The 13,791-nt window shown below is 65.9% G+C and carries 14 protein-coding genes; 12 read left to right on the top strand and 2 right to left on the bottom strand.

Going from position 1 to position 13,791, the window contains the following annotated elements; translation table 11 throughout:
• Positions 1 to 184 precede the first annotated feature (184 nt).
• The 8 genes from ctrA (at position 185) to GV044_RS18670 (ending at position 8,601) form a co-directional block, all read left to right on the top strand.
• A complete protein-coding gene (gene ctrA, locus GV044_RS18705; protein ID WP_159873662.1) occupies positions 185 to 880 on the top strand; it encodes a response regulator transcription factor CtrA in 696 nt (231 codons plus the stop codon).
• A gap of 263 nt (positions 881 to 1,143) precedes the next feature.
• Positions 1,144 to 1,347 (top strand): 50S ribosomal protein L35, encoded by a 204-nt coding sequence (rpmI, locus tag GV044_RS18700; protein ID WP_058735573.1) that lies wholly within the window; start codon positions 1,144 to 1,146, stop codon positions 1,345 to 1,347.
• A 17-nt stretch (positions 1,348 to 1,364) separates the two neighbouring features.
• On the top strand, positions 1,365 to 1,724 hold the full coding sequence (gene rplT, locus GV044_RS18695; protein ID WP_159873660.1) for a 50S ribosomal protein L20: 360 nt from the start codon (positions 1,365 to 1,367) through the stop codon (positions 1,722 to 1,724).
• A gap of 163 nt (positions 1,725 to 1,887) precedes the next feature.
• Positions 1,888 to 2,961: a phenylalanine--tRNA ligase subunit alpha gene (gene pheS / locus GV044_RS18690; RefSeq protein ID WP_159873658.1), complete on the top strand. Its 1,074-nt coding sequence runs from the start codon at positions 1,888 to 1,890 to the stop codon at positions 2,959 to 2,961.
• Positions 2,962 to 2,971: 10 nt separating this feature from the next.
• Entirely contained in the window at positions 2,972 to 5,380 is a 2,409-nt protein-coding gene (gene pheT / locus GV044_RS18685) for a phenylalanine--tRNA ligase subunit beta (RefSeq protein WP_159873656.1), read from the top strand.
• A complete protein-coding gene (locus GV044_RS18680) occupies positions 5,380 to 6,273 on the top strand; it encodes an aldose 1-epimerase family protein (RefSeq protein WP_159873654.1) in 894 nt (297 codons plus the stop codon). The genes pheT and GV044_RS18680 overlap by 1 nt, the downstream gene beginning before the upstream one ends.
• Positions 6,270 to 7,016 carry an SDR family NAD(P)-dependent oxidoreductase gene (locus tag GV044_RS18675; RefSeq protein WP_159873652.1) on the top strand — a complete coding sequence of 249 codons (747 nt, stop codon included), beginning with the start codon at positions 6,270 to 6,272 and terminating at the stop codon, positions 7,014 to 7,016. The genes GV044_RS18680 and GV044_RS18675 overlap by 4 nt, the downstream gene beginning before the upstream one ends.
• 55 nt (positions 7,017 to 7,071) lie before the next feature.
• Complete coding sequence (locus tag GV044_RS18670) at positions 7,072 to 8,601, top strand: peptide chain release factor 3 (protein WP_159873650.1); 1,530 nt, start codon at positions 7,072 to 7,074, stop codon at positions 8,599 to 8,601.
• 81 nt (positions 8,602 to 8,682) lie between these two features.
• Here GV044_RS18670 and GV044_RS18665 read toward each other — a convergent pair whose 3' ends face one another.
• Positions 8,683 to 9,282, bottom strand: a complete 600-nt coding sequence (locus GV044_RS18665; RefSeq protein WP_159873648.1) for a phosphatase PAP2 family protein — start codon at positions 9,280 to 9,282, stop codon at positions 8,683 to 8,685.
• A 157-nt stretch (positions 9,283 to 9,439) separates the two neighbouring features.
• On the opposite strand from GV044_RS18665, the gene GV044_RS18660 reads away from it, so the two are divergent.
• The 3 genes from GV044_RS18660 (at position 9,440) to GV044_RS18650 (ending at position 12,071) form a co-directional block, all read left to right on the top strand.
• The gene (locus GV044_RS18660) at positions 9,440 to 10,141 is read left to right on the top strand and encodes an endonuclease/exonuclease/phosphatase family protein (protein WP_159873646.1); all 702 of its coding nucleotides are present in this window, start codon (positions 9,440 to 9,442) and stop codon (positions 10,139 to 10,141) included.
• Between the two features lie 149 nt (positions 10,142 to 10,290).
• Positions 10,291 to 10,629 (top strand): P-II family nitrogen regulator, encoded by a 339-nt coding sequence (locus tag GV044_RS18655; protein ID WP_159873644.1) that lies wholly within the window; start codon positions 10,291 to 10,293, stop codon positions 10,627 to 10,629.
• 11 nt (positions 10,630 to 10,640) lie between these two features.
• On the top strand, positions 10,641 to 12,071 hold the full coding sequence (locus GV044_RS18650) for an ammonium transporter (RefSeq protein ID WP_159873632.1): 1,431 nt from the start codon (positions 10,641 to 10,643) through the stop codon (positions 12,069 to 12,071).
• Positions 12,072 to 12,216: 145 nt separating this feature from the next.
• On the opposite strand, the gene GV044_RS18645 is transcribed toward GV044_RS18650, so the two are convergent.
• On the bottom strand, positions 12,217 to 12,648 hold the full coding sequence (locus GV044_RS18645; protein WP_159873630.1) for a TIGR01244 family sulfur transferase: 432 nt from the start codon (positions 12,646 to 12,648) through the stop codon (positions 12,217 to 12,219).
• 250 nt (positions 12,649 to 12,898) lie between these two features.
• Here GV044_RS18645 and GV044_RS22665 point away from each other — a divergent pair, with 250 nt between their 5' ends.
• On the top strand, positions 12,899 to 13,681 hold the full coding sequence (locus GV044_RS22665; RefSeq protein ID WP_159873628.1) for a cold-shock protein: 783 nt from the start codon (positions 12,899 to 12,901) through the stop codon (positions 13,679 to 13,681).
• Positions 13,682 to 13,791 lie beyond the last annotated feature (110 nt).

Here is a 13,791-nt window from a genome sequence, read left to right as displayed (position 1 = left end):
TCAATCAGCCGCGCATCAAGCCCATCAAGTGACTGAAAAGCCACCACTCGCATGTGTCGTATCCCGGTCCTGGCGTTTACAACGAATTAACCTTTAATCTTCATACGTCTCATGGTTAATTCGCGGCAGCACTCTTTCGGAGCGCGAAAGGTCGCACACTTCGGGGCAACCAAAGGAAATTCGAATGCGTGTGCTGTTGATCGAGGACGAGCCGACAACCGCCCGAGCCATCGAGCTCATGCTGACAGCGGAGGGGTTCAACGTCTACTCCACCGACCTTGGCGAAGAGGGCCTCGATCTCGGTAAGCTCTATGACTACGACATCATCCTGCTGGATCTGAACCTGCCTGACATGCATGGTTACGACGTGCTGAAGAAGCTGCGCGTGGCCAAGGTGCAGACGCCGGTGCTGATCCTTTCCGGCATCTCCGAGATGGACAGCAAAGTGCGCTCCTTCGGCTTCGGCGCGGACGACTACGTCACCAAGCCGTTCCACCGCGAAGAGCTGATCGCCCGCATCCACGCCGTGGTGCGCCGTTCGAAGGGTCACTCGCAGTCGGTGATCAAGACCGGCAAGCTGGTGGTGAACCTCGACGCCAAGACCGTGGAAGTCGACAGCGCCCGCGTCCACCTGACGGGCAAGGAATATGCCATGCTCGAGCTGCTCAGCTTGCGCAAGGGCACGACGCTCACCAAGGAAATGTTCCTGAACCACCTTTATGGCGGCATGGACGAGCCTGAGCTGAAGATCATCGACGTGTTCATCTGCAAGCTGCGCAAGAAGCTGGCGCATGCCTGCGGCGGCGCCAACTACATCGAGACCGTCTGGGGCCGGGGCTACGTGCTGCGCGATCCCGACGTCGAGGCCGAAGCCGCCTGATCCTTTCGTCCGAGTACCCGTGGGGGGTAATGCGAGCGGCTCGTCCTGACTGGGGGGACGGGCCGCTTTCGTTTTCTGGCGCAAGCGCCGGCCGCTCGCGCGACCTACGCAGCCCTCTTCTTCCTTGCTTTCCACCCCACACATCGCTAAGCGCGCGCCCTTCAATCGGCACGATCGCATCTCGCCAATAGAGATTCGCGCGCCGGCCTGGCGAAAAGGGCTGCCAGGGCCGGCCGTACGTGTCCCCGACGAAGGAGACGAAAATGCCCAAACTGAAGACCAAGAGCGGCGTGAAGAAGCGCTTCCGGCTCACCGCCACCGGCAAGGTGAAGCACGGCGTCGTCGGCAAGCGCCACCGCCTGATCAGCCACAACGCCAAGTACATCCGCCAGAATCGCGGCACCGACGTCATCTCCGACGCCGATGCGAAGACGATCAAGAAGTGGGCGCCCTACGGGCTGGGCTGATTAGGAGCGCATAGACAATGAGCCGTATCAAACGGGGTGTTACCACCCGCGCCAAGCACAAGCGGATCCTCGATCAAGCCAAGGGCTATCGGGGTCGTCGCAAGAACACCATCCGCGTCGCGCGCCAGGCCGTCGAAAAGGCCGGCCAGTACGCGTACCGCGATCGTAAGGTTAAGAAGCGGACTTTCCGCGCCCTGTGGATCCAGCGCATCAACGCTGCCGTGCGCAACGAAGGCCTGACCTACTCGCAGTTCATCCACGGCGTGAAGCTCGCCGGGATCGAGCTCGACCGCAAGACCATGGCCGACCTCGCCATGAACGAAGGCGGCGTGTTCAGCACGGTGATCGCACAGGCCAAGGCCGCGCTCCCCGCGTAAGCGCGCTGGCTCAGCAAAACAGACAAGGGCGCGGGCGGCGAAAGCTTCCCGCGCCTTTTTCTTGTCTCTCTCCCGCCGCATCGCGAGGGGTTGCTAGACAGGTCCACGAAGTCCTACGGCGTGCACCGCCTGACGTAGCCGGCTGACGAAGAGTGAGTGTCTTGTGGTTGATGTAGATACGATCCTGGCTTCGATAGGCTACGCCGGCTCGCTCGACGAAGTCGAGGCGCTGCGCGTCAAGCACCTCGGCAAGCAGGGCGACATCTCCGCCCTGCTCAAAACTCTTGGCGCCATGAGTCCGGACGAGCGCAAGGTCGAGGGGCCCAAGATCCACGCCCTGCGCGAAAGCGTCACCGAGGCGCTGGCGGAGCGCAAGGCCGCGCTGGAGCATGCCGCGCTGCAAGCGCAGCTCGCCTCCGAGACGATCGACCTGACGCTCCCTGCGCTCGAGACCCCGCGCGGCAGCGTCCACCCGATATCGCAGGTAATGGACGAGCTGGCCGAGATCTTCGCCGACCTGGGCTTCGCCGTCGCGACCGGACCCGAGATCGAGGACGACTGGCACAACTTCACCGCGCTCAACATGCCCGAGAGCCATCCGGCACGCGCGATGCACGATACCTTCTACTTCCCCGATCGCGACGAGCAGGGCCGCGAAATGCTGCTGCGCACGCACACCTCGCCGGTGCAGATCCGCGCCATGATCGAACAGGGTGCGCCGATCCGCGTGATCGCTCCGGGCCGGGTCTATCGCTCGGACAGCGACGCGACGCACACGCCGATGTTCCACCAGATCGAAGGCCTGGTGATCGACAAGGGCATCCACCTCGGCCACCTCAAGTGGACGCTGGAGACCTTCCTCAAGGCCTACTTCGAGCGCGACGACGTCGTGCTGCGCCTGCGCCCGAGCTATTTCCCGTTCACCGAGCCCTCTGTCGAAGTCGACGTTGGCTATACCATGGTCAATGGCAAGCGCGTGGTCGGCGGCTCGGAAGGCTGGATGGAAGTGCTGGGCAGCGGCATGGTCAACCGCAAGGTGATCGCCGCCGCCGGGCTCGACCCTGACGAATGGCAGGGCTTCGCCTTCGGCACCGGCGTCGATCGGCTTGCCATGCTGAAGTACGGCATGGACGACTTGCGCGCCTTCTTCGACGGCGATGTCCGCTGGCTTTCGCACTACGGCTTCTCCGCGCTCGACGTGCCGACCCTGTCGGCCGGCGTCGGCACTGCCGCCTAAAGGTATCCCGATGAAGTTTTCGCTTTCCTGGCTACGCCGTTATCTGGACACCGATGCCTCGGTCGAGGCGATCTACGATGCGTTGAACGCCATCGGCATCGAAGTCGAAGGGGTGGAGGATCCCAGCGCCAAGCTGGCCGGTTTCAAGGTCGCGCGGGTCCTCACCGCCGCGCGCCACCCCGATGCCGACAAGCTGCAGGTCCTGACCGTCGATGCCGGTGCCGGTGACTCGCTGCAGATCGTCTGCGGCGCACCGAACGCGCGCGCCGGCCTCGTCGGCGTGCTCGGCCTGCCCGGCGCGGTGGTGCCGGCCAACGGCTTGCAGCTGAAGAAGTCCGCGATCCGCGGCGTCGAATCGAACGGCATGATGTGCTCGACGCGCGAGCTGGAGCTGGGCGAGGATCACGACGGCATCATCGAACTGCCCGAGGACGCGCCCATCGGTCAGGCCTTCGCCGATTACCGCGGTGTCGATCCGGTCATCGACGTGTCGATCACCCCCAACCGGCCCGACTGCATGGGCGTCTACGGCATCGCCCGCGATCTTGCGGCCAAGGGCCTCGGCACGCTGAAGCCGGTACCCGAAGCTCAGGTCGCCGGCACCTTCCCGTGCCCGGTCGCGATCCGCACCGACGATCCGGAGGGCTGCCCCGCCTTCTACGGTCGCGTGATCAAGGGCGTGCGCAACGGAGCCTCGCCGCAGTGGCTGCAGGACTTCCTCACGTCCGCCGGGCAGCGCCCGATCTCGGCGCTGGTGGACGCGACCAACTACGTCATGCTCGCCTATGGCCGTCCGGCGCATGCCTATGATCTGGCCAAGCTGACCGGTGCGGTCGTGGCCCGCCGTGCCCAAGAGGGCGAGCAGGTCACCGCGCTCAACGGTAAGACCTATGCCCTCGACCCCGACATGACGGTAATCGCCGATGAGGTAGGCGTGCACGACATTGCCGGCATCATGGGCGGCGAGCACTCGGGCTGCGAGGAGACGACCACCGACGTCCTGCTGGAGATCGCCTACTTCGATCCGGAGCAGATTGCCCGCACGGGCCGCAAGCTGAACCTGACATCCGATGCGCGCAGTCGGTTCGAGCGTGGGATTGATCCCGGCTTCCTCGATGCGGGGCTCGCCATCCTGTCGGGCCTGATCCTGGAACTGTGCGGCGGCGAGCCCTCCGAAGTCGTACGGGCCGGCGCGGCGCCGACGACGCCCAAGACGATCCACTTCGATCCCACGCTGACCGAGCGGCTCGGCGGCATCGCCGTTTCGCCCCAGCGCCAGCAGGCGATCCTGGAGAGCCTCGGCTTCGGCGTGGTCGCGCAAGAGGCAGGCTTCGACGCGGGCTGGATCGTCACCGTGCCGGGCTGGCGTCCCGACATCGATGGCGCGCCGGACCTGGTCGAGGAAGTGGTGCGCATCCACGGCATCGACGAGGTGAAAAGTGTTCCTCTGCCGCGCGCCGAGGGCGTCGCACGCCCGACCGCGACGCCCGCGCAGAAGCTGGAGCGCCGGGTGCGCCGCGCCGCCGCGGCTCGCGGGCTACACGAGGCGGTGACCTGGTCGTTCCTGCCGGTGGCCGAGGCCGAGCACTTCGCCGATGGTCAGGTGTGGACGCTGGCCAATCCGATCAGCGAGGACATGAAGGCGATGCGCCCGTCCTTGCTGCCGGGTCTGCTCTCGGCCGCCAAGCGCAACCTCGATCGGGGGGCCAAGAGCCTGCGCCTGTTCGAGTTGGGTCGCCGCTACTTGCGTGGGGCCGGCGGCGCCAGCGAGGAGCGCCTGGCGCTGGGCCTGGTCCTTGCCGGCGAGAAAGTCGCGCGCGGTTGGGCGTCAGGCAAAGCGGCGAGCTTCGACGCGTACGATGCCAAAGCCGAGGCACTGGCGCTGCTGGCGGAGGCGGGCGCGCCGGTCGACAAGCTGCAGATCATGGGAGAGGCGGGGCCGCAGTTCCATCCCGGCCAGTCGGGCACCTTGCGGCTCGGGCCCAAGACGGTGCTGGCACGCTTCGGCATGCTGCACCCAGCGATGGCCCGCCAGTTCGACCTGGAAGGTCCGGTCGCAATCGCCGAGCTGTTCCTGGATGCAATCCCCGCGCGCAAGTCTGCGAGCGGGTTCGCCCGCCAGGCCTATGTGCCGCCGGCGCTGCAGGCCGTGACCCGCGACTTCGCGTTCCTGGTGCCCGCCGCGCTGGCTGCTGCCGACCTCGTGCGCGCGGTGCAGGGCGCGGACAAGGCGAACATCGTTGCCGCCCGCCTCTTCGACGACTTCCGCGGTGCCGGCGTGCCCGAGGGTCACAAGTCGCTCGGCATCGAGGTGACGCTGCAGCCGGGCGAGAAGAGCTATGCCGAGGCGGACTTGAAGGCGATCGCCGACAAGGTCACCGCCGCCGCCGCCAAGCTCGGCGCCACGCTGCGGGGGTGATGGGTGTGACCGAACTCGTCTCGATCGCTTCGGCCGAGCTGACCGCGGGCATCAATCCCCTGGGTGCGGAGCTGTGGTCGCTCACCGATGCTCGCGGGCGCGAGTACATGACCGATGCCGACCCGGCGTTCTGGACGGGGCATGCGCCGATCCTGTTCCCGATCGTCGGCATGGTGCGCGACGGGCGCTATCGGCTGGATGAGCGGACGTACGAGCTGCCCAAGCACGGCTTCGCGCGGCACTCGCGCTTTGCGGTGCTCGCCGCGGAGCCGGACAGTGTCCACCTCCGGCTCACCGATGATGCGCAGACCCGCACGTCCTACCCCTTTGCCTTTGCTCTCGACTTGCTGTTCCGGCTCGCGGGCACGACGCTGAAGGTGGAGAGCCGCGTAAAGAACACCGGTGACGAGCCCCTGCCGTTCAGCTTCGGCTACCATCCGGCTTTTGCCTGGCCGTTGCCGGGTGGTGCCGCGAAGCAGGACCATCGCGTGGTCTTCGCCGATCCCGAGCCGCAGCCGATCCGCCGCATCGATCCTGACAGCGGTCTGGTGCTGGAACAGACATCCGCGACGCCGGTCGAAGGCGACACGCTGGCACCCGACGCGGCACTCTTCGAAGCAGACGCGCTGATCTGGGACCACCTGACCAGCCGGTCGGTGCGGTTCGGTGCCCCGGCCGCAGCCTCGCTGGAGATCGCGTTCCCGGACACGCCCATGCTGGGCATCTGGCAGAAGCCAGGGGCGAACTACCTGTGCATCGAACCGTGGCAGGGCATCGCCGATCCGGTGGGCTACCAAGGCGACTTCCGCGACAAGCCGGGCGTCGTCTCGCTCGCGCCGGGTGAGACGCGTAGCTTCCGCATGGATGTGACCGTGATGCAGGAGACCACATGAAAACCGCACTCATCACCGGCGCCACCTCGGGCATTGGCGAGGCTTGTGCCCGCGCCTTCGTCGGCGCCGGCTGGCAGGTGGTCGGCACCGGACGCAGGGCCGAGCGGCTGGAGGCTCTGGCCGTTGAGCTTGGCGATCGCTTCCAGCCCTGCGTCTACGATGTCCGCAACGACGCCGCACGCGATGCCGCGCTGGCCGATCTGCCCGAAGCGTTCCGCGGCATCGACTGCCTGGTCAACAACGCCGGCCTGGCCGTGGGCAGCTCCAAGGCGCAGGACGCCGATCTCGACGCCTGGCGCACGATGATCGACACCAACGTCACGGCGCTCGCCTCGCTGACGCACAAGCTCCTTCCGCAACTGATCGAGCGCACGGGTGCGATCGTCATGCTGTCCTCGGTGGCGGCGACGTATCCCTACACCGGTGGTAACATCTACGGCGGCACCAAGGCCTTCGTGCGCCAGTTCGCGCTCGGCTTGCGCTCCGACCTTGCAGGCACCGGGGTACGGGTGACCTCGATCGAGCCGGGCATGGTGGAAACCGAGTTCACCGTGGTGCGCAATGGCGGAGACCAGGCGGCGTCTGACAGCTTCTACGCCGGTGTGAACCCCCTGACCGGGTCCGATATCGCCGATGTCGTGCTGTGGGTCGCCAGCCAGCCGGCGCATGTGAACATCAACGCGCTGGAGATCATGCCGGTGAACCAGTCCTTCGCCGGCTTCCAGGTCGCGCGGGAGGGCTGACCGCTGCCGGGATCGTAACGTTGCGAGAGTGGCCTGGCACCAGTATGGGCCGCGCATGAGTTCCCATGACAACCGGCGCACGTTCGCCATTATTTCCCACCCCGACGCGGGTAAGACCACGCTGACCGAGAAGCTGCTGCTGCAAGGTGGCGCGATCCACTTGGCCGGCCAGGTCAAGGCCCGCGGCGCGGCGCGGCGCGCTCGCTCCGACTGGATGAAGATCGAGCAGCAGCGCGGCATCTCGGTGACCAGCTCGGTCATGACCTTCGAGCGCCAGGGCATCACCTTCAACTTGCTCGACACCCCGGGCCACGAGGATTTCTCGGAGGACACCTACCGCACGCTGACCGCGGTCGATTCGGCGATCATGGTGATCGACGCGGCCAAGGGCATCGAGCCGCAGACACGCAAGCTGTTCGAGGTCTGCCGTCTGCGCTCGGTGCCGATCATCACCTTCATCAACAAGGTCGACCGCGAGGGCCGCGCCTGCTTCGACCTGATGGACGAAGTGGCCGACATGCTGGCGCTCGATGTCTGTCCGATGTCCTGGCCGGTCGGCATGGGTGGCGTGTTCGAAGGCATCTACGACCTGGAGACTGGCAAGGTCAGCCGTCCTGACGGCCCCAGCCGTGAGTTCCTCGGCAAGGTCGATCAGGACGTCACTCTGCCGACCGAAGTCGCGGACGAGATGGAGCTGGCGCAAGGTGGCTATCCCGAATTCGACCTCGACCAGTACCGCGCCGGCAACCTGACACCGGTCTACTTCGGCTCCGCGCTCAAGAACTTCGGTGTCGCGGAGCTGATCGATGCAATCGCCCGCTATGCTCCGCCGCCGCGCCCGCAGCCCAGCGAGCAGGGCACGATCGAGCCGTCCAAGGACGAAGTCACCGGGTTCATCTTCAAGGTTCAGGCCAACATGGACCCGATGCACCGTGACCGCATTGCCTTCATGCGGCTGGTCTCGGGCACCTTCAAGCGCGGCATGAAGCTGACGCCCTCCGGTCTGGGCAAGCCGATCGCGGTGCATTCTCCCATCCTCTTCTTCGCGCAGGACCGCGAGATCGCCGACAGCGCCGAGCCGGGCGACATCATCGGTATCCCCAACCACGGCACCTTGCGTGTGGGCGACACCCTGTCCGAGCGTAACGATGTGCGCTTCACCGGCCTGCCCAACTTCGCGCCCGAAATCCTGCGCCGCGTCCAGCTGAAGGACCCGACCAAGACCAAGCAGTTGCGCAAAGCGCTCGACGACTTGTCAGAAGAGGGCGTGATCCAGGTGTTCTATCCGGAGATCGGCTCGCAGTGGATCGTCGGCGTCGTCGGCCAGCTCCAGCTCGAAGTGCTCATCTCGCGGCTCGAAGCCGAGTACAAGGTCGAAGCGATGCTGGAGCCCGCGCCCTTCGACACCGCCCGCTGGCTGAAAGGCACCGATGCGGCGCTGAAAACGTTTGCCGACTTCAACAAGATGAACCTGGCACGCGACCGCGATGGCGATCCGGTGTTCATGGCGCGCTCGGCCTGGGACGTGAACTACCAGCAGGAACGCAACCCGGATCTGGCGTTCAGCGCCACGAAGGAGCGGTAAGGCTCAAACCGGCCTCACCCCGTCCTGCCACTCCCTTCTTCGCACGACACGAACGGGATGGGGGGGTGCACTGGTGGCAGCTCAGACCGGCAAGCGAGTAAGCCTAAGCACGATCCGCCACACCAGGCTCACCACCCCACTCGACGCTGCCCCAATCGCCAGCCCCGCGCCGACATCGCTGGGATAATGCGCGCAACGTGGGATCTGCGCCGCCGCCACCGCGCCGGCCCCGAGCAGCGCTGGTACCCGGTGCTGCGGGTAGACCGCGGCATAGGCAGACGCGATCGCCATGGCGCCGGCGCTGTGGCCGGACGGGAAGCTGTTGTCCTCCTTGTCACGCGAGTGGCCGGGCCGCGGCTTTTCATCGTCGCGATCGGACGCGCTACGCGGGCGACGGCGGTCCACCCGGTGCTTGACCGCGCTCTTGGCCGCTGTAGCCAGTTCGTGCGCGACGAGCATGCGGGCACCCGCGCCGAACAACCGAGCGTCGCGTCGCGCCAGCCCCAGCAGCAAAACGCCGGCACATAGCATCCGCGCCTGCGGCTGGTCGCCGATGTCGCTCAGCATGCCGGCGACGCGCACGGTCAGGCTGCCGCGCTTCTGCTCGGCTGCGGCATGTGCCTTGTGATCGATATCGAGCAGGGCCTCGCCGGCGTCCTGCGCATCCTGCTTCTTGCTCATCGCACACAGGAACACGCCGGCAGGACAATCGTGCCGCTGCCCTTTAGACCTGCCCGAGCGACCCGTTGCGGAACAGGAACCGCGACGGCGCTTTATGGGGTCGAGCGGCGTGGGGACCCCAAGCCGCACCCTCTCTGTCTTGCGAACCGCCAGCCCTGTGCCGATCACCTTAGCGAGCTACAACATTCACAAGGCCGTCGGGCTCGACCGCCGGCGCGATCCGGATCGCATCCTTGCCATCCTGCACGAGATCGATGCCGACGTGATCGCATTGCAGGAGGTCGACCGGCGGTATGGCCGGCGGATGAGCGTACTCCCGCTCGAGGCGATCCACCACTCCGGCTACAAGCCGGTGCCCTTGTCGATGAAGCCAGACAGCCTGGGCTGGCACGGCAATGCCTTGCTGATCCGACGCAGTATCGAGCTCATTGAGGCCGCGCCGGTGCCGCTGCCGGTGCTGGAGCCGCGGGGGGCGATCCGTGCCGACTTGCGGATCGGGGGGCAGACCATCCGGGTCGTCGGCATGCACCTCGACCTCTCGGGCCTGCGCCGCCGCCATCAAGTGCGCAGCGTCCTCGCGCATGCGGCGGGCTGCACGCAACCGATGCCCACCGTGTTGATGGGCGACATGAACGACTGGGCGATCCACGGCGGCTGCTTCCGCGAGTTCGACCGAACATGGCAAGTCCTGGCGCCCGGCCGCAGCTTCCCCTCTCGCCGCCCGGTCGCAGCACTCGATCGCATCATCGTGTCCGCAGGGTGCGAGGTCGTGGGAACCGGGGTTCATCGCAGCGCGTTGTCGGCGGTGGGCTCGGACCATCTGCCCGTGTTCGCCTCGCTCAACCTGCCTAAAAATTAAGCACTCTGCTCAGGAATCGGGCGGAGTTATTCCGCTGGGCGACGACTGGGTTTTTCAGCCACGCTGTTTTCCTACCGAAAAGTAAATTGGCACACAGCTTGCTATCCCTAGCTCACCGGCATGCGGCCGGGGGCTAACAGGGGATAGGCATGAAGTTCATCATCGCCATCATCAAGCCGTTCAAGCTCGACGAAGTCCGGGAAGCCCTCGGCGCCATCGGCGTCGCCGGCATGACGGTCTCCGAGGTGAAGGGCTTCGGGCGGCAAAAGGGGCAGACCGAGATCTACCGCGGTGCGGAGTACTCGACCAACATGCTGCCCAAGGTGAAAATCGAGGTCGCCGCACCGGACGATCTGGCGGGCAAGATCGTCGAGACGATCCAGCAGGTCGCCAGCACCGAGGCCATCGGCGATGGCAAGATCTTCGTTCTCGACCTGGCCTCGGCCGTGCGCATCCGCACCGGCGAGTCCGGCGACACCGCGCTCTGAGGGGGGTATCCATGATGAACCGCAAGCTTCTTAGCGGCATCGGTGCGACGATCGCGTCGCTCGGCGTCGCCACAGCTGCCTGGGCGCAGGCAGCCGGGCCGATCAAGGCTCCTGACGCCACCGCCGCCGCCGGCATGATCAACAAGGGTGACACCGCCTGGATGCTGATCTGCGCCGCGCTCGTGCTGATGATGTCGATCCCGGGCCTCGCCCTGTTCTACGGCGGCCTGGTGCGCGCCAAGAACATGCTGAGCGTCTGCATGCAGGTGTTCATGATCGTTTCGGTCGCGGGCCTGCTGTGGGCCTCGGTCGGCTACTCGATCGCCTTCACTTCAGGCGGTGAGAACCACTTCTTCGGCGGGCTCTCCAAGGCCTTCCTCATCGGCGTCGATGCCACCACCGTGGGCGCGACGTTCTCCAACAACGTCTACATCCCCGAACTGGTCTTCGTGGTCTTCCAGATGACCTTCGCGATGATTACGCCCGCCCTCATCGTCGGCGCCTTTGCCGAGCGCGTGAAGTTCAGCGGCTTGCTGGTCTTCGTCGTGCTGTGGTCGATCCTGGTCTATTATCCGATGGCGCACATGGTGTGGTACTGGGCCGGCCCGGACTTCCTGGCCGATGCTCCGACCGACTATGGCCTGCTGTGGGGCTGGGGTGCGCTCGACTTCGCCGGCGGTACCGTGGTCCACATCAACGCCGGTATCGCGGGTCTCGTCGGCTGCCTCTTCATCGGCAAGCGCCATGGCTATCCCAAGGAGCCGATGCCGCCGCACTCGCTGGTCATGACCATGATCGGTGCCTCGCTGCTGTGGGTGGGCTGGTTCGGCTTCAACGCCGGTTCCAACCTGGAAGCCAACGGCGTGACCGCGGTCGCCTTCGTCAACACCATGCTTGCCACTTGCGCAGCAGCGGTTGCCTGGTCGCTCGTCGAGCAGTTCCACCACGGCAAGGCCAGCATGCTGGGCGCTGCCACCGGTGCCGTCGCCGGTCTGGTCGCGATCACCCCGGCTGCGGGCTATGGCGCGCCGATGACCTCGATCGTGCTGGGTCTGATCGTCTCGCCGATCTGCTACGTCTTCGTCACCAAGGTGAAGATCAAGCTGGGCTACGACGACAGCCTCGACGTGTTCGGCGTGCACTGCATTGGCGGCATCGTCGGCGCCATCGCCACCGGCATCGTTGCGGCACCTTCCCTCGGCGGGCAGGGCGTGTTCGACTACACCGCGTTCCCGGCGGCCTTCAAGCCGGAGACCTACTCGATCAGCGGCCAGGTCTTCATCCAGATCAAGGCAGTGCTGTTCACCCTGGTCTACTCGGGCGTGATCTCGGCCATCCTGTACTTCATCGTCGGCAAGACCATCGGTCTGCGTCCCTCGATCGAGGACGAGAACGCCGGCCTCGACATCACCAGCCATGGTGAGCGGGCTTACAACTATTGATCTTCCAGAGCTTGGCGGGGGCCGGTTACTCCTCCTCTCCTCCTATCGGACCCCGCCATCCGATGTTCCTCCTGCGAACACAAACTTGAAAAGGGCCGGAGCTAGCCGCTCCGGCCCTCTTTTCGTTCGGCAATCTGGAAGACGTTCAGCGTGCCGAGGCGGCGAGCACGTCCATGATCTGGCGCACCGGCGATACGTCGTACCCGGCCTGCGCTGCCTTGGCGGCCACGTCGTCGAGATCGGCCCCGGCCTTCGCCTGGGCGAGCGCCCACAGCAGGGTCGAGCGCGTGCCCGAGCGGCAATACGCAAGCACCGGCCCTTGCGTGCGTTCCAGCGCATCGGCCATCGCCGTCACCTGCTGCTGCGAGAAGCCGGAGTGAGTGACGGGTATCGCCACGTAGTCGATCCCCGCAGCCTGGGCGGCCGCTTCGATCTCGGGACCGGCAACCTGATCCTCGCTCTCGCCTTCTGGCCGGTTGTTGACGATCAGCGTGATGCCGAGCGCCTTGGCCTGCTCCACCTCGGCAAGGCCGATCTGGGGGCTGGCATAGATGGTTTCGGTAAGCTTGCGAAACATGGCGGTACTTGGCTCCTGCGCATCGCCCGAAGGGCGGAAAGGACGCCTGCTCCTAGCACAGCCTCGGTTCATTTCGACAAGTGCAGCGAAAACCCACGCATTTCTGTTCGCCAAGGACTTGCGACTCGTATATAAGCGCGAATTGCAGGAAAAGGCCGCGTGCTGCGGGTCACTTGCCCTGACGCCCGGCGCGGTTCGTCCACGCGGCCGGGCGACTGCTTATGGGGCGCATCGAGGTTTGTTCGTAGAGATGGGTTTTGACAGAGGACGTCGCGGTAGGGGACGCGACAAGCGCGATCGGTTCGGCGAAGATGAAGGTGGCTTCGATCCCTTCTACGCGGGCCAGGACCGGTTCGGCGGTGGCGGCGGCGGCGGCGGTGATCGCTTCGGCGGCGGCGGCGGCGGCGGCTTCGGCGGCGGTGCCCCGCGCAGCGGCGGCTTTGGCGGCGGCGGTGGTGGCGGCGGCTTCGGTGGCGGTCAGCGTAGCGGCGGCTTCGGTGGCGGCGGCGGCGGTGGTCGCGGCATGCCTGCCCAGGTCGTCGGCCAGGGCAAGGGCGTCGTAAAGTTCTTCAACGCAGCCAAAGGCTTTGGCTTCATCCAGCGCGATGAAGGCGGCGACGATGTGTTCGTGCACATCAGCTCGGTGGAGCGTGCCGGCCTGGAAGGCCTGGCCGAAGGTCAGCAGCTCGAATTCCAGCTGGTCGACCGTGGTGGCAAGATCTCGGCCAGCGACCTCGTCGTGGTCGGTGACGTCATCCCCGTCGAGAAGCGGGACGAGGCTCCGCGCGATTCCGCGCCGCAGCGTCAGCTCACCGGCGACAAGGCGACCGGCACCGTCAAGTTCTTCAACTCCATGAAGGGCTTCGGCTTCATCACCCGTGACGATGGCCAGCCCGACGCGTTTGTGCACATCAGCGCGGTGGAGCGCTCGGGCATGTCCGGGCTCAACGAAGGCGATCGCGTCGAGTTCGACATCGAAGTGGATCGACGAGGCAAGTACTCGGCGGTCAACCTCGTTCCGCGCCAGGGTTGATCCTGCCCGCACTACCTGCGGTCGTTTGACCGCAGGGCTGCAAACACCTAAATGCGCGCAGATGGCGGTCCGTAATGGGCCGCCATTTGTCGTTTGCGATTCCCAAATGA

Origin of the sequence: Novosphingobium sp. 9U (assembly GCF_902506425.1) — a bacterium.
Lineage (GTDB): Bacteria > Pseudomonadota > Alphaproteobacteria > Sphingomonadales > Sphingomonadaceae > Novosphingobium.
This window is presented reverse-complemented; position numbering and strand designations above follow the sequence as displayed.